General features: G+C 65.8%; 17 protein-coding genes and 1 pseudogene. 12 read left to right on the top strand and 6 right to left on the bottom strand.

All coding sequences use genetic code 11. The features are described 5' to 3' along the window. The 6 genes and pseudogenes from DM995_RS22105 to DM995_RS04070 all read left to right on the top strand — a co-directional run. Positions 1 to 521 (top strand): annotated as a pseudogene (locus tag DM995_RS22105) (4-(cytidine 5'-diphospho)-2-C-methyl-D-erythritol kinase); the annotation flags it as partial. Beyond that, a complete protein-coding gene (locus tag DM995_RS04090; protein WP_116968590.1) occupies positions 518 to 1,252 on the top strand; it encodes an N-formylglutamate amidohydrolase in 735 nt (244 codons plus the stop codon). The pseudogene DM995_RS22105 and the gene DM995_RS04090, both read left to right, overlap by 4 nt. Before the next feature lie 44 nt (positions 1,253 to 1,296). Further along, the gene (gene ilvD, locus DM995_RS04085; protein WP_116968589.1) at positions 1,297 to 3,018 is read left to right on the top strand and encodes a dihydroxy-acid dehydratase; all 1,722 of its coding nucleotides are present in this window, start codon (positions 1,297 to 1,299) and stop codon (positions 3,016 to 3,018) included. Continuing rightward, a complete protein-coding gene (locus tag DM995_RS04080) occupies positions 2,999 to 3,382 on the top strand; it encodes a hypothetical protein (RefSeq protein WP_034516956.1) in 384 nt (127 codons plus the stop codon). The genes ilvD and DM995_RS04080 overlap by 20 nt, the downstream gene beginning before the upstream one ends. Then, positions 3,375 to 4,799 carry an NAD(P)H-hydrate dehydratase gene (locus DM995_RS04075; protein WP_232824030.1) on the top strand — a complete coding sequence of 475 codons (1,425 nt, stop codon included), beginning with the start codon at positions 3,375 to 3,377 and terminating at the stop codon, positions 4,797 to 4,799. Before DM995_RS04080 ends, DM995_RS04075 begins: the two co-directional genes overlap by 8 nt. Beyond that, the gene (locus DM995_RS04070; protein WP_116968588.1) at positions 4,789 to 5,994 is read left to right on the top strand and encodes a class I SAM-dependent RNA methyltransferase; all 1,206 of its coding nucleotides are present in this window, start codon (positions 4,789 to 4,791) and stop codon (positions 5,992 to 5,994) included. Before DM995_RS04075 ends, DM995_RS04070 begins: the two co-directional genes overlap by 11 nt. On the opposite strand, the gene DM995_RS04065 is transcribed toward DM995_RS04070, so the two are convergent. From DM995_RS04065 to DM995_RS04040, 6 genes are all read right to left on the bottom strand, one after another. Beyond that, on the bottom strand, positions 5,985 to 6,965 hold the full coding sequence (locus DM995_RS04065; protein WP_116968587.1) for a carbon-nitrogen hydrolase family protein: 981 nt from the start codon (positions 6,963 to 6,965) through the stop codon (positions 5,985 to 5,987). The two genes, DM995_RS04070 and DM995_RS04065, sit on opposite strands and share 10 nt — an antisense overlap. Then, complete coding sequence (locus DM995_RS04060; protein WP_116968586.1) at positions 6,958 to 7,296, bottom strand: MAPEG family protein; 339 nt, start codon at positions 7,294 to 7,296, stop codon at positions 6,958 to 6,960. The genes DM995_RS04065 and DM995_RS04060 overlap by 8 nt, the downstream gene beginning before the upstream one ends. Positions 7,297 to 7,346: 50 nt before the next feature. Next, entirely contained in the window at positions 7,347 to 7,775 is a 429-nt protein-coding gene (locus tag DM995_RS04055) for an MAPEG family protein (RefSeq protein ID WP_116968585.1), read from the bottom strand. Positions 7,776 to 7,855: 80 nt separating this feature from the next. Continuing rightward, complete coding sequence (locus tag DM995_RS04050; RefSeq protein WP_023839134.1) at positions 7,856 to 9,049, bottom strand: type III PLP-dependent enzyme; 1,194 nt, start codon at positions 9,047 to 9,049, stop codon at positions 7,856 to 7,858. Positions 9,050 to 9,181: 132 nt separating this feature from the next. Further along, positions 9,182 to 10,354 carry a carboxynorspermidine decarboxylase gene (locus DM995_RS04045; protein WP_116968584.1) on the bottom strand — a complete coding sequence of 391 codons (1,173 nt, stop codon included), beginning with the start codon at positions 10,352 to 10,354 and terminating at the stop codon, positions 9,182 to 9,184. A 118-nt stretch (positions 10,355 to 10,472) separates the two neighbouring features. Beyond that, positions 10,473 to 11,678: a saccharopine dehydrogenase family protein gene (locus DM995_RS04040; RefSeq protein WP_116968583.1), complete on the bottom strand. Its 1,206-nt coding sequence runs from the start codon at positions 11,676 to 11,678 to the stop codon at positions 10,473 to 10,475. Between the two features lie 57 nt (positions 11,679 to 11,735). Here DM995_RS04040 and DM995_RS04035 point away from each other — a divergent pair, with 57 nt between their 5' ends. From DM995_RS04035 to DM995_RS04010, 6 genes are all read left to right on the top strand, one after another. Then, positions 11,736 to 12,719, top strand: a complete 984-nt coding sequence (locus DM995_RS04035) for a threonine ammonia-lyase (RefSeq protein WP_116968582.1) — start codon at positions 11,736 to 11,738, stop codon at positions 12,717 to 12,719. A gap of 7 nt (positions 12,720 to 12,726) precedes the next feature. Continuing rightward, positions 12,727 to 13,293, top strand: coding sequence for a sigma-70 family RNA polymerase sigma factor (locus tag DM995_RS04030; protein WP_116968581.1), 567 nt, complete (start codon positions 12,727 to 12,729; stop codon positions 13,291 to 13,293). Beyond that, positions 13,283 to 14,011 (top strand): anti-sigma factor, encoded by a 729-nt coding sequence (locus DM995_RS04025; RefSeq protein ID WP_116968580.1) that lies wholly within the window; start codon positions 13,283 to 13,285, stop codon positions 14,009 to 14,011. Before DM995_RS04030 ends, DM995_RS04025 begins: the two co-directional genes overlap by 11 nt. Positions 14,012 to 14,255: 244 nt before the next feature. Continuing rightward, a complete protein-coding gene (locus DM995_RS04020; RefSeq protein WP_023839474.1) occupies positions 14,256 to 14,840 on the top strand; it encodes a fasciclin domain-containing protein in 585 nt (194 codons plus the stop codon). Positions 14,841 to 15,028: 188 nt separating this feature from the next. Beyond that, the gene (locus tag DM995_RS04015; protein ID WP_116970321.1) at positions 15,029 to 16,246 is read left to right on the top strand and encodes a BtaA family protein; all 1,218 of its coding nucleotides are present in this window, start codon (positions 15,029 to 15,031) and stop codon (positions 16,244 to 16,246) included. Next, positions 16,233 to 16,901 carry a class I SAM-dependent methyltransferase gene (locus tag DM995_RS04010; RefSeq protein ID WP_116968579.1) on the top strand — a complete coding sequence of 223 codons (669 nt, stop codon included), beginning with the start codon at positions 16,233 to 16,235 and terminating at the stop codon, positions 16,899 to 16,901. The genes DM995_RS04015 and DM995_RS04010 overlap by 14 nt, the downstream gene beginning before the upstream one ends. The last annotated feature ends 98 nt before the right edge of the window (positions 16,902 to 16,999 follow it).

Here is a 16,999-nt window from a genome sequence, read left to right as displayed (position 1 = left end):
CAGCCGCCGCGTTGCGCCTGCTCAACCGACTCTGGGGCTGCAATCTTTCCGACCGGGAGCTGTGCGCGATCGGCGAGACGCTCGGCTCCGACATCCCCGCCTGCGTGATCAGCCAGAGCCTGCGCGTCGAGGGCAGGGGTGAGGCGTTGGCACCGCTCGATTTGCCCGGCCTGTCGGGCACGCCGATCCTGCTGGTCAATCCCGGTATCCCGCTTGGCACCGCGCCGGTGTTCCGGGGCTGGGACCAGGTCGATCGCGGCCCGCTCGACACGTCGAGCCTCGAGGCGGTCATCACCAACGGCCGCAACGACCTCGAAGCGCCTGCGCGCGCGCTCGTTCCCGAGATTGGCGATGTCCTCGAACGGATGCGCGCGGTGCCCGGTGCCACCCTGTCGCGCATGTCGGGCAGCGGGGCGACCTGTTTTGCGCTGTTCGATTCGCCACAGGCTTGCTCCACCGCGGAACAGGCCCTGGCAGCCGAACAGCCGACATGGTGGCTGATGTCAGGAAGGGTGCGATGAGCGGTTTTCAACCCTATGAAATCATTGTTCCGCAGTCAGGATTGGCCGGCGAGAATATCGTCGTCATCGCCGACCATGCCAGCAACCATGTCCCCGAGGGCATCGATCTAGGCGTGCCCGCGGACGTCATGGTGCAGCATGTTGCGATCGATATCGGCGTCGCCGAGGTCACCCGAGCATTATGCGAAGCGATCGGATGCGGTGCGGTGCTGGCGCGGGTCTCGCGGCTGGTGATCGATTTCAACCGCGAGGAAGACGCGCCTGGTCTGATCCCGCTGACCAGCGACGGCATCGCGATTCCGGGCAATGCGGCCGCGGAACCCGAGGAGCGGCTCGCGGCCTATTACAGGCCCTATCATGACGCCGTGGCGGAGATGCTGGCCAGCGTGGACAATCCCTTTATCCTCTCGCTGCACAGTTTCACCCCGCAGCTCGCCACTCGCCCGGACGAACCAAGGCCTTGGGATATCGGGATATTGTACAACCGCGATGACCGCGCGGCGCGGATCGCCATTCCTCTGCTCGCCGAAAAGGGGCTCCATGTCGGCGACCAGCTGCCCTATTCGGGCACATTGCTCAATGCGACGATGAACCGCCATGCCGAGGCGCCGGGGCGGCCCTATCTGGGCGTCGAGATGCGCCAGGACCATGTCTCGGACCCCGCAGGCGCTGCCCGGATTGCCGAGATATTGGCCCCGGTCGCCATCGCGTGCCGCAATAGCCTTGCGTAACGCGCGGCTTTTTGGAAAGAGCGCGGCCAGAGAAAGGCCCGATCATGACACATAATTTCGACAAGTCGAAGCTGCCCAGCCGCCACGTCTCCGTGGGGCCCGAGCGCGCGCCGCACCGCAGCTATTATTACGCGATGGGCCTGACCGAGGAAGAGATTGCGCGGCCTTTCGTCGCGGTCGCCAGCGCTGGCAACGACAGCGCGCCATGCAACACCACGCTCGATGCCCAGGCCGATGCATGCCGCGAAGGCGTGAACGCCGCAGGGGGCATGCCGCGTCGGTTCAACACCATCACGGTGACCGACGGCATCGCCATGGGCCATCAGGGCATGAAGAGCTCGCTGGTCAGCCGCGAGGTCATCGCCGATTCGGTCGAGCTTTCGGTGCGCGGCCATTGCTATGACGCGCTGGTGGGCTTTGCGGGATGCGACAAGTCGCTGCCCGGCATGATGATGGCGATGCTGCGGCTCAACGTGCCGTCGATCTTCGTCTATGGCGGATCGATCCTGCCCGGCCATTATGATGGCCGCGACGTGACCGTGAAGGACGTGTTCGAGGCGGTCGGCCAGCACGCAGCGGGCAACTGCCCGCTCAAGGATCTGATCGCGCTCGAGAAAGTAGCCTGCCCTGGCCATGGCGCGTGCGGCGGCCAATACACTGCCAACACCATGGCATGCGTCGGCGAGGCAATCGGCCTGTCGCTGCCCAACAGCAACATGATGCCTGCGCCCTATGAAAGCCGCGCCGAGATCGCGGTCGCGGCGGGCAAGCAGGTCATGGAACTGCTCGCGCGGAACCTGAGGCCGCGTGACATCTGCACCCGCGAAGCCTTTGAAAATGCTGCACGCGTCGTCGCGGCGACGGGAGGGTCGACCAATGCCGGCCTCCATCTCCCTGCGATGGCGAGCGAAGCAGGGATCGAATTCGACCTGTTCGACGTCGCCGAGATTTTCAAGACCACGCCCTATATCGCCGACCTGCAGCCCGGCGGCCGCTATGTCGCGCGCGACATGTACGAAGCCGGCGGGGTCTACATGTTGATGAAGACGCTGCTGGAAAATGACCTGCTGCACGGCGACTGCATGACAGTCACCGGCAAGACGCTGGGCGAGAATATCGACCAGGTCACCTGGAATCCCGATCAGAAGGTCATCTACGACGTCAAGACTCCGCTGAGCCCCACCGGCGGCGTGGTCGGCCTCAAGGGCTCGCTCGCGCCCGATGGTGCCATCGTCAAGGTCGCGGGGATGGCGCGGCTGCAGTTTACCGGCCCGGCCCAGGTGTTCGATTGCGAGGAAGAGTGTTTCGCCGCGGTCGAGGCGCGCCAGATCCGCGAAGGATCGGTCATCGTCATCCGCTATGAAGGGCCCAAGGGCGGTCCCGGCATGCGCGAGATGCTGTCGACCACCGCCGCGCTCTATGGCCAGGGGATGGGCGAAAGCGTCGCGCTGATCACCGACGGGCGCTTTTCCGGCGCGACGCGCGGCTTCTGCATCGGCCATGTCGGACCCGAAGCCGCCGATTGCGGTCCGATCGCGCTGGTCGAGGATGGCGATATCATCTCCATCGATGCCGAAGCGGGCACGATCGACCTGCATGTCGACGAGGCCGTGCTGGCGGAGCGCCGAAAGGCCTGGCAGCCGCGCACCAACGACTATCAGGCGGGCGCCTTGTGGCGCTATGCGCAGAATGTCGGCCCCGCGAGCAAGGGCGCAGTGACGCATCCGGGGGCGAAGGCGGAACGCCATGTCTATGCGGATATCTGACACGCTGATCGCTGCCGCGGGGCTCGCCGTGCTGGCCGGCTGTACCGGCGAGCGCCAGCCCGACGCGGTGGCCGAAAGCGACGACAGCCGCGTGTCTTGCGCGCTGGGCGGCGATACCGAGTTCACGCCGAAATGCGATGTCGAGCGGGTGCAGAATGGCGACAGGCGCGAGCTGGTGATGCGGCACCCCGATGGCGGTTTTCGTCGGTTCGAGATCGTGACCGACGGTCGCGGGCTGATCGCCGCCGATGGCGCCGAGCAGGCAGTGATCACCCCGCTCGCCGATGGGCGCATCCAGCTTTCGGTCGGCGATGACCGTTATCGCATCCCCGCGACAATCAAATCCGGCGCAGGCGGTGGCTGAGCGCGGATCCGCCGTGCTGACGGTCGCCGAGATGGTCGCGGCTGAACAGGCAGTGTTCGACAGCGGCGTCTCGGTCGACGCGCTGATGCAGCGCGCGGGCGAGGGGGCAGGCCAGATGATCTGGCGGATCGGCGGCATGACACCGACGCTGGTGCTGTGCGGTCCTGGCAATAATGGCGGCGATGGCTATGTTATCGCAGAGTTTTTGCGCAGGAAGGGGGTGCCTGTCACGGTCGCCGCACTGACCGAACCGCGCACCGATGCCGCACGCCATGCTCGGGCGCGCTTTGGTGGCGAGGTCATAGGGTTCGATGAGGCCGAACCCGCCACGCAGGTCGTCGATTGCCTGTTCGGCAGCGGCTTGACGCGCCCGCTCGACGGTGTCGTCTGGCATCGCTTCGCCGAACTTGTCGGCCGGGCGCGGCGCAGCTTTGCGATCGATCTGCCCAGCGGGGCCGATGCCGACCGTGCGATCTGGCTCAACGAACCGCTGCGGTTCGACCAAGTGCTGGCGCTGGGCGCATGGAAATATGCGCATCTGCTCGAGCCCGTCGCGAGCGATGGCGGCGCGCTCAGCCTGATCGAGATCGGCGTCGATACCGAAACGGCCAAAGTCCGCAGGATCGCCCGGCCTGTCATCGGCGCGCCCGATGCGCGCTCGCACAAGTACCGGCGCGGGCTGGTTGCGGTGCTGGTCGGCGCGATGCCGGGTGCGGCGTTGCTCGCGGTGCATGCAGCGCAAGGGGCAGGGGCCGGGTATGTGAAGCTGATCGGCTCAGGTGATCCTCCGCCGCAATCGCCTGCCGACATCGTGTGGCAAAGGGCCGATGATGCGGCTGCGGTCGCCGAGGCGTTGCGGGACCCGCGCATCGGCGCAGTCGTTGTCGGTCCGGGCCTGGGGCGGGACGATCAAGCGCGCTCGCTGCTCGAGACCGCGCTGGCGTGCCCCCATCCCCTGATTGTCGATGCCGATGCCTTGCATCTGCTGCCCGGTCATTTCGCGAGCCTGAAGGGGCGGGGCGCACCGGTACTGCTGACCCCGCACCAGGGCGAGTTCGAGGCACTGGCGGGTGAGGCAGCCGGCGAGGCGACCAACAAGGTCGATCGCGCGCGCGCGCTGGCACGCAAGCTCGATGCCTCCTTGCTCTACAAGGGCGCCGATACCGTGATCGCCGCGCCCGATGGCCGTGCAGTGATCGCCGACCGCCGCTGTTCCTGGCTGTCGGTCGCAGGCACCGGCGATGTGCTCGCCGGTTGCATCGCGGCGCGGCTCGCGGGGCACGCACAGCCGTTCGAGGCCATGACCGAGGCAGCCTGGCTGCACGATCGGGCCGCGCGGATCTCGGGTCCGGCGTTCAGCGCGCTGCAGCTCGCCGCGGCCCTCCCGCAAGCGCTGGAGGCCTGTCTTGAGCGATGATCCGATCGTGCGCATCGCGGCGCGTGGCGATGGCGTCACTGCATCGGGCCGCCATGTCGCCGGAGCCGCGCCAGGCGATGCGATCGCGCCCGATGGCAGCATCATCCCCGGACCGCATCATGCCGTTCCGCCTTGCCCGCATTTCGGGACCTGTGGCGGCTGTCAGCTGCAGCATGCCGATGATGCCGCGCTCGCCGATTTCGTGCGCGATCGTGTCACCGGGCCGCTCGCCGCTAAAGGCATCGTCGCGCGCGACGTCCGCCCGGTGCATCTGTCGCCGCCGCGCAGCCGCAGGCGCGCCTCGCTGCGCTATGTCCGCAAGGGCGGACAGGTCACTTTGGGCTTTGCCGGGCAGGGCAGCCACGATCTTATCGACATCCGCACCTGCGAGATCGTGACGCCGCGACTGCATGACGTCATGATGGCCGTGCACGGGGTGATCGCGAAATGGCCGGAATCGCGGATTTCCGGCAGTGTCGAGCTGACCGAGATCGACCAGGGTGTCGATGTGCTGATCTCCGGCCTCGCACCGTCGTCGCTCGCGCAGCACGAGCTGCTCTCCGCTTTCGCCGAGGCGCAGAAGCTCGCGCGGCTGTCGATCGATCGAGGCTTTGGTCCGGAGACGCAATACGAACCCGTTCCGGCGACGATCAGCTTCGGCGACATCGCGGTCCGCTTCCCGCAGGCGAGCTTCCTGCAGGCGACGCGCGATGGCGAGGCGGCGCTGGCGGCGGCCGCCCGCGAGGCGCTCGATGGCTGCCGGATGGTCGCGGACCTGTTCGCGGGACTGGGCAGCTTCGCCTTCCAACTGATCGCGCCGGGCCGCCGCATCTATGCCGCCGAAGCCGCGCGCGACGCCATCCTGGCGCTCAAGGCCGCGGCCGATGCGCGCCAGCTGCCGGTGTTCACCGAACATCGCGACCTGTTCCGCAATCCTGTCCAGCGCGACATGCTCGATCGGCTCGACGCCCTCGTGCTCGATCCGCCGCGTGCGGGCGCGGAGGAACAGGTGCGCGCCATCACGGGATCGTCGATTAGGCGTGTCTGCTATGTCAGCTGCAATCCCGCCACCTTCGCGCGCGATGCCCGCATCCTGTGCGATGCCGGATTCGTGCTCGATACGTTATGGCCGGTGGGGCAGTTCCGCTGGTCGACCCATGTCGAGCTCGTCAGCCTGTTCGTTCGTCAGCCCTGATCGCTCCACACCACGCCATCGCGCGCGCGGGTATCGACGCGCAGCTCGAACACATCCGGACGCGCATAATGGCCGTCGGTATCGAGCGCGGCGAGGCCCTGTCCGATACTGGCAAGGTCGAGGTCGGCAACCAGCGTTTCGGGGCTTGACCCGGCCTGAGCGAGCACCATGGCGTCGGGCGCGATGATCATGCTGCCGCCGAATTGCAGCTGCCCCTCGGGCATGGCCTCGATCAGGTCGCGCGCGGCCGTGCGGGCTGCGGCGTCAAGGCTGCAATGGTCGAGCCCCTGCAGCACGTCGTCGCGGCTCTGGATCGTTCCGGCGGCGAGCACGAAGCATCGGCCCTCGAAGGCATAATGGCGCGAGGCGATGGCATAGGTCTCGCGCACCGTCGGCCAGGCGGCGATGTGCACGGACTCGCCCTGATTGTGCATCGCGGCGCGGGCGAGCGGCATCCAGTGCTCCCAGCAGATCAGGCTGCCCACCGGCCCGAAGGGCGCGGCGTGCGTTCCGAGCGTTGATCCGTCGCCGCGCGCCCAGATCAGCCGCTCGCCATGCGTCGGAACCAGCTTGCGGTGGATCATCGGTGCCTGGCCGGGTCGCAGCAGCAGCTGGCAGTTGTACAGGCTCGACCGCACGCGCTCGTGCGCACCGATGCTGACCAGCGCGCCCGAGCGATCGACCAGATCCTGCACCGGGGCGAGGCGCGGATCGCCGATGCGGATCGCTTCGTCGAGCAGGACGCCATGCAGCGCGCGCGTGCCGGGATGATCCCACAGCGCCGCGCCCGGTGCTTCGTCGAGCCAGAGCGGATAGCCGCCCAGAAAGGTCTCGCCGAAAGCGATGATCTGCGCGCCATGATCGAGGGCCGGTTCGATCAGCGCGGGCAGCGCGGCCAGACCTTGGGTGACCGAGAGTGGCACCGGTGCGGCCTGGACGATGGCAGCGCGGATCTTCGGGCCATCAACCATGCAGGTGAAGGTCGAAGATCGGGATCGCCGCGTGGAAGATCAGCACCATCAGGCACAGGCTCGACGCGGCGAACAGCAGGAAGCGCACGGCGACGCGGTTGACCGTCGCCTGGACGAGGCTGTGCACGATGCGCAAGCCGACGTAGAGCCAGGCCACCGCGACGTTGATCCCCTCGCCATGGCCGATGATCGCGAGCACGATGCACACTGCATAGAAGATCGTCGGTTCATCGAGCAGGTGATTGTAATTATGTGCTTTCCATTGCACGGGCTGGGGCAGGACAGCATCGAGGTCCTTGCCGGTGCCGCCCTTGAGATTGGCGACATCGATCTTCGATGACGACGGGTTGCAAGATAGCCTGAGTCATGGGTTCGGCTCCGTTACAGCGTGGCGATCAGCGCGCGGATTGCGAGCACGATCAGGCAGAAGGTCGAGGCGAGGAAGAGCAGGAAGCGCGTCTGCACCTTGTTGACGGTGGCCTGCCAGATGCTGTGCACGATGCGGATCAGGGTATAGCCCCAGGCCAGCGCGACATTGACGCCATCGGTGCCAGCGCCCGCGATCGCGACGATGGCAATCGTGGCGTAGAAGATGGTCGGCTGCTCCATCAGATGCGCGTAATTGTGCGATTTCCACGCGGCTTGCGGCGGGAGCATCGGATCGAGATCGCTGCCGCGCCCGCCCACAGCTTTCGAGATGTCGACGCCCAGCTTCTTCGCATTGGGTAGCCGAGTTCCCGCCATCCAGAACAGCATGACGAGCGACCAGAGCACCAGCACGGCAGCTGGCGTCAGAACATTGGCAGACATAAGCAGTTTCCTCCCCCGCTTTATGGAAGAGGAAACTGCGGCAGCGCTATTAGATTGTCAATCGCAACCGATCGGCGCGATCAGCGGTTGATGCTGACCACATTGTCGGCGCGCCAGTGCGGGCGGGCCTCGCCGGTGTACATCGACTGCATCGGCTCGTCGGCGACCGTATAATGCTCGCTCGTGCCGAAGCCGTTGAATCCGGTGCGCATCGCGGCGCCATAGGCACCGATCATGCCGATCTCGATATAGTCGCCGGCCTTGATGTCCGCGGGCAGCGGGAAGGGGCCGGCCATGTAATCGATATCGTCGCAGGTCGGGCCGAAAAAGCTGAAATCCTCGGTCGTGCTGCTGCGCTGGGTGCCGAGATAGCGAACCGGGAAGCGCCAGCCGATATGCGCGGCATCGAACAGCGCGCCATAGGCGCCGTCGTTGATGTACAGTTCTTCGCCGCGGCGACGATCGACGCGCACGATGATCGAGTTGTACTCGGCGCACAGCGCGCGGCCCGGCTCGCACCAGAGCTCGGCCGAATAGCTGATCGGCAGGCTTTCGAAGGTCCGCTCGATGATCGCGAAATAGTCTTCCAGCGGCGGGGGCTGCATGCCCGGATAGGCCGAGGGAAAGCCGCCGCCGACATCGATGACGTCGACGGTAACCGAGGCATCGACGATCGCCGCGCGGACGCGGTCGAGCGCCTGCACATAGGCGTGCGGGCTCATCGCCTGGCTGCCGACATGGAAGCAGATGCCCAGGCTGTCCGCCGCCTGGCGAGTCGCCATCAGCAGTTCGCGCGCATCGATCAGCTCGGTACCGAACTTGGAGGCGAGGCTGAGTTCCGAATGCTCGGACGAGACGCGCAGGCGCACGCACAGCGTCAGATCGTCGGGCGCGCCGGTGGCGGCGACGATCTTGTCGAGCTCTTCGCGGCTGTCGAGCGAGAACACGCGCACGCCGTGGATGTGATAGGCCTCGGCGATCGCTTCGGGGGTCTTGACCGGGTGCATGAAGCACAGGGTCGCATCGGGCAGCGTTTCCGCGACCAGCCGCACCTCGGCGATCGAGGCGACGTCATAATGCGTGATCCCCGCGTTCCACAGCACGCGCAGCAGGTCGGGCGACGGATTCGCCTTGACCGCATAGAGCGACTTGCCAGGAAAGCGATCAACAAAGAACGTGGCCGCGCGCGTTGCCGCTTGCGGACGGTTCAGCGTAACCGGCTGTGCCGGGTTCAGAGCCTGAATCAGCTCCAGCGCATCAAGATATTCGTGCAACTCAAGGGACCCCCAAAAAAACAGTCAAACAACAAGGCTGCCTTGCGGTTATTGGAAGTCCCCCTGGGGCAGCGGAACGTCGAAATAGGGTCCGCAGCCCCGCGTGTAAAGGGAAAAATTGCTATCGAATTGCTAACCCAGACGGTCGCGAAACGTCTCGTAACCGAACGAGGCGATCTCGCGCAGGCTCTCGTCTTCGCTGTTCCACAGCCAGATAGAAGGCAGCGGTACACCGTTGAAAGTATTGGTTTTCACCATGGAATAATGCGCCTGATCGAGGAACGCGAAGCGCTGGCCCGGCTCGAGCGGGACGGGCAGGCCATAGTCGCCGATAATGTCCCCGGCGAGGCACGAGGGGCCGCCGAGCCGTACCGGCTCTGCGTCGGGCCGTTCGCCGAGCATTGCGGGGCGATAGGGCGCCTCGATCACATCGGGCATGTGGCAGGTCGCCGAAATGTCGGTGATTCCCACCTTCATGCCGTTATCGAAGACGTCGAGCAGTTCGCCGACCAGGATGCCCGCATCGAGCGCAACCGCCTCGCCGGGTTCGAGATAGATGTCGCAGCCCGTGCGCGCCTTGACCGCGATCAGGAACTCGACCAGCTCGTCGCGCTGGTAATCGGCGCGCGTGATATGGTGGCCGCCCCCGAAATTGAGCCATTTCAGCTGGTTGAAATAGGGTTCCAGCAAGGGTTCGAGCTTGGACCAGATCTGTTGCAGCGGCACCAGATCCTGCTCGCACAGCGAGTGGAAATGGATGCCCGATACGCCTTCGAGATGCTCGGGGCGCAGTTGATCGATGGGATGGCCCAGGCGGCTGTGCGGCTGACTGGGATCGTATTTCTCGGTCTCGCCCAATGGCAGCGCGGGGTTGATGCGCAGGCCGATGTCGAAGCTCTGGCCCGCTGCCCGCGCTTCCTCGATCAGCGGGGCGAATCGCGCGATCTGGCCGGGGCTGTTGAAGATGACATGGTCGGAGAGCTTGAGGATCTCGCGCAGGTCCTCGGCCTTGTAGCCCGCGCAATAGGTCGCGATCTCGCCATGATAATGGTGCGAAGCGAGCTTCGCCTCCCACAGGCCCGACGAGCAGGTGCCGTCGAGATAGTCGCTGACCACATCGCCCAGTTGCCAGAACGAGAACGCCTTGAGCGCGGCGAGCATCTTGATGCCCGCCCGGTCGCGGACATCGGCGAGCACCGCCAGATTGCGCCGCACCGCCGCCTCGTCCACGACAAAGGCGGGCGAGGGTACGCGGTTCAGGTCGAATTGCCGAAAGGCACCGGGATCACCGGCCTTGGTTTCCATGGGCTTGTGTAACCTCTACAAAATCGGTTTCCCGCGAAGGCGGGAATCCATCTCCAGAGCTTTCGCCCGGGCGCACCGGCAGGAGATGGGCCCCTGCCTTCGCAGGGGACCGGGTGCATCAGAACGCCAGCGGCGCGGCCAGTTCCTTGACCTGCCAGGGCAGGCCGTGCTGGTTGAGCATGTCCATGAACGGATCGGGATCGAACTGTTCCATGTTGAACACGCCCTCACCCTTCCATGCGCCGGTGAGGATCATCGCCGCGCCGATCATCGCGGGGACGCCGGTGGTATAGCTTACCGCCTGGTTGCCGGTCTCGGCATAGGCGTCCTCGTGGTCGCAGATGTTATAGACATAGACCGTCTTTTCCTGGCCGTCTTTCACGCCGGTGGCGATGTCGCCGATATTGGTCTTGCCCTTTGTCGTCTCGCCCAGCGAGGCGGGTTCGGGCAGCACGGCCTTCAGGAATTGCAGCGGGATGATCTCGCGGCCTTCGTACATCACCGGGTCGATCCGGGTCATGCCGACATTCTGCAGCACTTCCAGATGCTTGAGATAGGCATCGCCGAAGGTCATCCAGAAGCGGATGCGCTTGATCTCGGGATAGTGCTTGGCGAGCGATTCCAGCTCCTCATGGTACATGAGGTACATGTTCTTCTCGCCCACGCCTTCGAAATCGAAGACCTGCTTGTGGCTGAGCGCCGGGCCTTCGACCCATTCGCCATCCGCCCAGTGACGCGACGGCGCGGTCACTTCGCGGATGTTAATCTCGGGATTGAAATTGGTCGCGAAATGCTGGCCATGGTCGCCGCCATTGCAGTCGAGAATGTCGAGCGTGTCGATCCGGTCGAGCAGGTGCTTCCTGATATAGCTGGCAAACACGCTGGTGACGCCGGGATCGAAGCCCGATCCGAGCAGCGCCATCAGGCCGGCGTCCTTGAAGCGGTCGTGATAGGCCCATTGCCAGCCATATTCGAACTTGGCCTCGTCGCGCGGTTCGTAATTGGCGGTGTCCATATAGTGCACGCCGGTCTTCAGGCACGCATCCATGATGCTGAGGTCCTGATAGGGCAGGGCGAGATTGCAGACCAGGTCGGGCTTCACCTGCGCGATCAGCGCGGCGGTGGCCTCGACATCGTCGGCATCGACCTCGGCCGTGGCGATCTGCACGCCGGTGCGCTTCAGCACCGATTCGGCGATCGCGTCGCATTTGGCGATGCGGCGGCTCGCCAGCGTGATCTCGCTGAAAATGCCGGTGTTCATCGCCATCTTGTGCACCGCGACCGAACCCACGCCGCCCGCACCGATCACCAGAATCTTGCCCAAAGTCCGTTTTCCCTTATTGCTGGAATTGCTGTCAGCGGGTGCATATAGAGGCTCTGCATGACAGAACCAAGTGATCCCCTTTCCCCGGACCGCAAACCCAGCCGCGAAGGCATCGAGCGCGCCGCGAAGAAGATTTCCGCGATCCTGCCGCCGACGCCGCTGATGCCGCTGAAGCATGAGGGGATGACCTTGTGGTGCAAGGCCGAGTGCCTGCAGCCGATCGGCGCGTTCAAGATCCGCGGTGCCTGGCATCGTCTGTCCGACCTCAGCGAAGACGAGCGCGCGCGCGGCGTAGTCGCGTTTTCGAGCGGCAACCATGCGCAGGGCGTCGCCTGGGCGGCGAAGCGGCTCGGCATCCGCGCGACGATCGTCATGCCCGCCGACGCGCCGAAGCGGAAGATCGAATCCACCCGCGGCTATGGCGCCGAGGTCATCACCTATGACCGCCGCGCGGAGGACCGCGTCGCCATCGCCAACCGCATCGCCAGCGAAACGGGCGCGGTGGTGGTGCCCAGCTTCGACGACCCGTGGATCATCGAAGGCCAGGGCAGCACCGGGCTCGAGGCGCTGGTGCAGATCATCGCGCAGGCAGGGATCAACCCGCACCGCGTCGTCTCGTGCTGCGGCGGCGGCGGACTTTCCGCGGGGATTGCGCTCGCGATGCCCGGAGCGAAGATGACGATCGTCGAGCCCGATGGCTGGGATGATATGGGCCAGTCGCTGCGCAAGGGGAAGATCGTCCCCGTGCCCGCCGACGCGCCGAACACGGTGTGCGACGCGCTGCAGACCCCGGTCGTCTCGCCGCTGACCTTCGAAATCCTCAAGGAACGCAAGGCCGAGGCGGTGAGCGTGAGCGACGAAGAGGTGTTCCGCGCGATGCGCCATGCGCACGAGCGGCTGCGGCTGGTGCTCGAACCCGGCGGCGCGGTCGCGCTCGCCGCAGTGCTCTCGGGCAAGGTCGAGGTCGACGATCGCACATTGATCATCCTGTCGGGCGGCAATGTCGATCCGGCACTTTTCTCGCGCGCTTTGGCCTCGTGAGCGCCCGTTGACCCCCGCCAGCCAGGAACGCCGCGCCGATCTGCAGGCCGCGCTGCTGCGCGTGGCCCAGCAGGATCGCGATGCCCTGCGCACGGTCTATGCGATGACCTCGGCGAAACTGCACGGCGTTTGCCTCCGTATCTGCATCGACAGGGGCGCGGCGGAGGACGTATTGCAGAACGTGTATCTGAAGGTGTGGCAGCGTGCCGGGTCGTTCGATCCGGCCAAGGCGAGCGCGATCGCCTGGCTGTGCGCCATCGCACGCAACGCCGCGATCGACTGGCGTAGAAGCCAGCGCTATGAAGACCCGCTGCCTGCCGATCTCGCCGAAACTCTGGTCGATGACCAGGCCGATCCGTCGGCGGCGCTGGCGCAGGACAGCGAGCGCGCGCAGATCTTCCGCTGCCTGGACGAGTTGGAACCTGTGCGGGCCAGCGCGATCCGGGCGGGATTCTATCAGGGCCTCAGCTATCCCGAGATTGCCGAGGCGATGGACAAGCCGGTGGGGACCGTGAAAAGCTGGATTCGCCGGGGATTGATGCAGTTGAAGGAGTGCCTGTCGCGTGAGCAGTGATGCCATGCCCGACCGGTCTGCCATGGCCGCCGAACTCGCTCTGGGCCTGCTCGAAGGCGCCGAGCGGGCCGAGGCGCTGCGCCTGATGCTCGCCGATCCTGCTTTCGCCGCCGAGGTCGAGGCCTGGCGCGCGCGGCTCGCGCCGCTCTACGACGGTTTCGCGGAGGTGGCCGCGCCTGCCGGGCTGATGGACCGGATCGACAGCCTGATCGATGCCGAACAGGCGGCGGAACGACCCGCGTCGGTGGTGGCTCCGCTTCCGGCCAAGGCGAGCGGCAATGGCTGGAAGATCGCGACCTTTGCCGTCTCCGCTGTGGCAGCGGTGCTGGCGCTGGCGCTGGTGCTGCCCGGTCCTGCAATCAAGCAGACCCCGCCTGCCAATCCCGACATGGCGGTGGCGCAGCTCACCGGCCCGATCGAGGGGCTGCTGCTCACCGCGCGCTATGACAGCCGCACGTCACAGATGCTGGTGCGTGTCGAGGGCATGCCCGTCACCGAAACCGAGCCCGAATTGTGGATCGTCCCCCAGGACGGCCAGCCGCGCCGTCTGGGCCGTCTGATGCGCGGCGGGGTGACGCGGATCGAGATTCCCGAAGGACATCGCAAGTTCATCGATCCGCTGAGCAACCTCATCCTGACGATGGAGCCCAAGGTGCTGCCCGATCCCGACAAGCCGAGCGCGCCGGCCGTGGCGCAGGGCCGCCTGCAGCGGATCTGATCCGGGGTTCGCCCCGACGGTGTGGCTCGTCATTCCCGCGAACGCGGGAATCCCGCTTTTCAGCCGAAGCTCAAGAAGAAGCGGGACCCCCGCGCTCGCGGGGGTGACGGTCGTGAAGGACGTAGGGCATCCTCCCTTATTCCACTTTTGTTAATCTCCGCCGCATCCGGCCCCGAATCCGCTCCGTAGCTGCCCCCGTATCCGGACTTCCCCATGAGGATACGTTTGAAAGACGGAGATATTGATGCTGAAGACTCTTGCCCCCAGCCTTCTCGCCGCCACCGCCGCCGCGACGCTCGCGCTTGCCGGTCCCGCGATCGCCAACCACCACAAGGGCGGCCATGAGGGCCATTCGATGGTCGGTGGTGCCGCAATGTACCCCGCGAAGACCATCGTCGAGAATGCCAGCGCCGCGCCGAACCTCAAGACGCTGGTCGCGGCGGTCAAGGCTGCCGGCCTGGTCGACACGCTCGCCTCGCCCGGACCGTTCACCGTGTTCGCCCCCACCGATGACGCGTTCGCCAAGCTGCCCGCCGGCACCGTCGAAACGCTGGTGAAGCCCGAGAACAAGGCCACGCTGACCAGCATCCTCACCTATCATGTCGTCGCCGGCAAGGTGACCGCAGCCGATGTCGTCGCGCTCATCAAGAAGGGCGGTGGCAAGGCCCAGATCAAGACCGTGCAGGGTGGAACCCTCACAGCCTCGCTGCAGGGTCAGAATGTCGTCCTTACCGATGCCAAGGGCGGCAAGTCGATCGTGACCCAGACCGATGTCATGCAGAGCAACGGTGTGGTGCACGTGATCGACACCGTGGTGATGCCGGGCTGATCCCCTCCATTTGCCCGGCCCATCACAGGCCCGCTGGTCCCCCCAGGCCAGCGGGCCTTCTGATTCTGTGGCCCGGGCAAATGTGACAGCGGCTGACGCGGTTCCGTCATGCGCGGGTCACGCAACCGTCCTAGCGGCGCGATTGGAACGACCGTTCCACGCAACATGCAGCGAGGGAGATGGGCAGCATGGCCGGACCAGTGCGCAACACCAAGATCGTCGAAGCCGTCACGCAATCGGGCACGACGACGAAGCAGGGGCTTCTCGACCGGGCCTTCGCCTTTGCCTTCAAGGGGCTGGTCTATGCGCAGATCTGGGAAGATCCGGTGGTCGACATGGAGGCGCTGCAGATCCAGCCCGACAGCCGCATCATCACGATCGCCTCGGGCGGGTGCAACGTCCTGTCCTATCTGGTGGCCGATCCCGCCCAGATCATCGCGGTGGACCTGAACACCGCGCATGTCGCATTGGGCAAGCTCAAGATCGCGGCGGCAAAGCATCTGCCCGATTACGCGCATTTTCACCGCTTCTTCGCCGAGGCCGACAGCCGGCAGAATGTCCGCGTCTACAAGAGCCATATCCGCCCGCATCTCGACGAGACCAGCCGCCGTTACTGGGAGGGCCGTGATCTGGCCGGACGCAGGCGGATCGGCGGGGTCGGGCGCGGGCTGTACAAGCGCGGCCTGCTCGGCGGTTTCATCGGCACCGCGCATCTGCTCGCGCGGCTGTACAAGATCGACCTGAAGCGCATGCTCGGCGCGCAGTCGCTCGAAGAGCAGCGCGCGATCTTCGAGCAGCATCTGGCGCCGGTGTTCGACAAGAAGTTCATCCGCTGGCTGACCGATCAGCCGCCCGCCTTGTTCGGGCTCGGCATCCCGCCTGCGCAGTTCGATGCGCTGGCCGGCGACGAGAAGATGGCCGATGTGCTGCGCAAGCGCCTCGAGAAGCTCGCCTGCGACTTCGCGATCCGCGACAATTATTTCGCCTGGCAGGCGTTCGGACGCGGCTATGGCAAGGGTCCGGACCAGCCGCTGCCACCCTATCTGCAGGCGCAGCATTACGAAGCGGTGCACGCCCGGGTCGACCGGGTCAGCTTCGAGCACGCCAATTTCGTCGAGCGGCTGCAGGCGAGCGCGGATGCCAGCCTCGACCGCTACATCCTGCTCGACGCGCAGGACTGGATGAGCGACCAGCAGCTCACCACGCTGTGGACCGAGATCACGCGTACCGCGCGTCCCGGTGCGCGCGTGCTGTTCCGCACCGCTGCCGAGCCCAGCCTGTTGCCGGGCCGGATTCCTGACGATCTGCTGGCGCGCTGGGATTATCGCGCAGAAGAGTCACTCGGCTTCACCGCGCGCGACCGGTCGTCGATCTATGGCGGGGTGCACCTCTATGTCCTCAAATGAGGCACGCCCCCCGGCGCGCAGCCATGCCGAGGCGATGGATGCAATCTACCGAACGCAGCGGCATATCTACGATCTGACGCGCAAATATTATCTGCTGGGGCGAGACCGGCTGATTGCCGATCTGGCGCCGCCGCGCGGAGGCACGGTGCTGGAACTGGGCTGCGGTACCGCGCGCAACCTGATTATCGCGGCCAGGCGCTATCCGAACGCTCGGTTTTTCGGCTTCGACATTTCCGAAGCTATGCTCGAGGCCGCGCGCGAATCGGTGCGCAAGGCAGGGCTCGAGGGGCGGATATTCCTGACCAAGGGCGATGCCACCGCGTTCAGCGCGCAGCATCTGTTCGGTCTGCCGGGCTTCGACCGGGTATTCTGCTCGTACACCCTGTCGATGATCCCGGGCTGGGAGCAGGCAATTGCCGCGGCCGCAGATTCGCTGGCGCCTGGCGGGCGGATGCACATTGTCGATTTCGGAACCCAGGATGATCTGCCGGGCTGGTTTGCCAAGGGGCTCCATGCCTGGCTGGCGCGGTTCCAGGTGAGCCCCCGGCGCGAACTGGGTCTGGTGGCGCAGCATGTCGCCGAGGCCTGCGGTCTCAGGGTTGACCACCGCCCGCTTTATCGCGGCTATGCGCAATATGCGGTGATCGGGGGCTAATTTCCCGTCTTTCCGGCGAACGCGGGAATCCCGCTTCTGCTCTCGCGCGCCGAAAAAGCGGGACCCCGTGAGTTCACGGAACAAGTGCAACACCTGCT

It is taken from the genome of Blastomonas sp. UPD001 (assembly GCF_003426715.1).
Lineage (GTDB): Bacteria > Pseudomonadota > Alphaproteobacteria > Sphingomonadales > Sphingomonadaceae > Blastomonas.
Note: the sequence above shows the minus strand (reverse complement) of the source record. Positions and strands in the feature narration are given on the sequence as shown.

Coding starts and splice junctions, on each gene's coding strand:
- DM995_RS04090 (WP_116968590.1), top strand. CDS start 518: ATGAGCGGTTTTCAACCCTATGAAATCATTGTTCCGCAGTCAGGATTG.
- ilvD (WP_116968589.1), top strand. CDS start 1,297: ATGACACATAATTTCGACAAGTCGAAGCTGCCCAGCCGCCACGTCTCC.
- DM995_RS04080 (WP_034516956.1), top strand. CDS start 2,999: ATGTCTATGCGGATATCTGACACGCTGATCGCTGCCGCGGGGCTCGCC.
- DM995_RS04065 (WP_116968587.1), bottom strand. CDS start 6,965: ATGGTTGATGGCCCGAAGATCCGCGCTGCCATCGTCCAGGCCGCACCG.
- DM995_RS04055 (WP_116968585.1), bottom strand. CDS start 7,775: ATGTCTGCCAATGTTCTGACGCCAGCTGCCGTGCTGGTGCTCTGGTCG.
- DM995_RS04045 (WP_116968584.1), bottom strand. CDS start 10,354: ATGGAAACCAAGGCCGGTGATCCCGGTGCCTTTCGGCAATTCGACCTG.
- DM995_RS04035 (WP_116968582.1), top strand. CDS start 11,736: ATGACAGAACCAAGTGATCCCCTTTCCCCGGACCGCAAACCCAGCCGC.
- DM995_RS04020 (WP_023839474.1), top strand. CDS start 14,256: ATGCTGAAGACTCTTGCCCCCAGCCTTCTCGCCGCCACCGCCGCCGCG.
- DM995_RS04015 (WP_116970321.1), top strand. CDS start 15,029: ATGGCCGGACCAGTGCGCAACACCAAGATCGTCGAAGCCGTCACGCAA.
- DM995_RS04010 (WP_116968579.1), top strand. CDS start 16,233: ATGTCCTCAAATGAGGCACGCCCCCCGGCGCGCAGCCATGCCGAGGCG.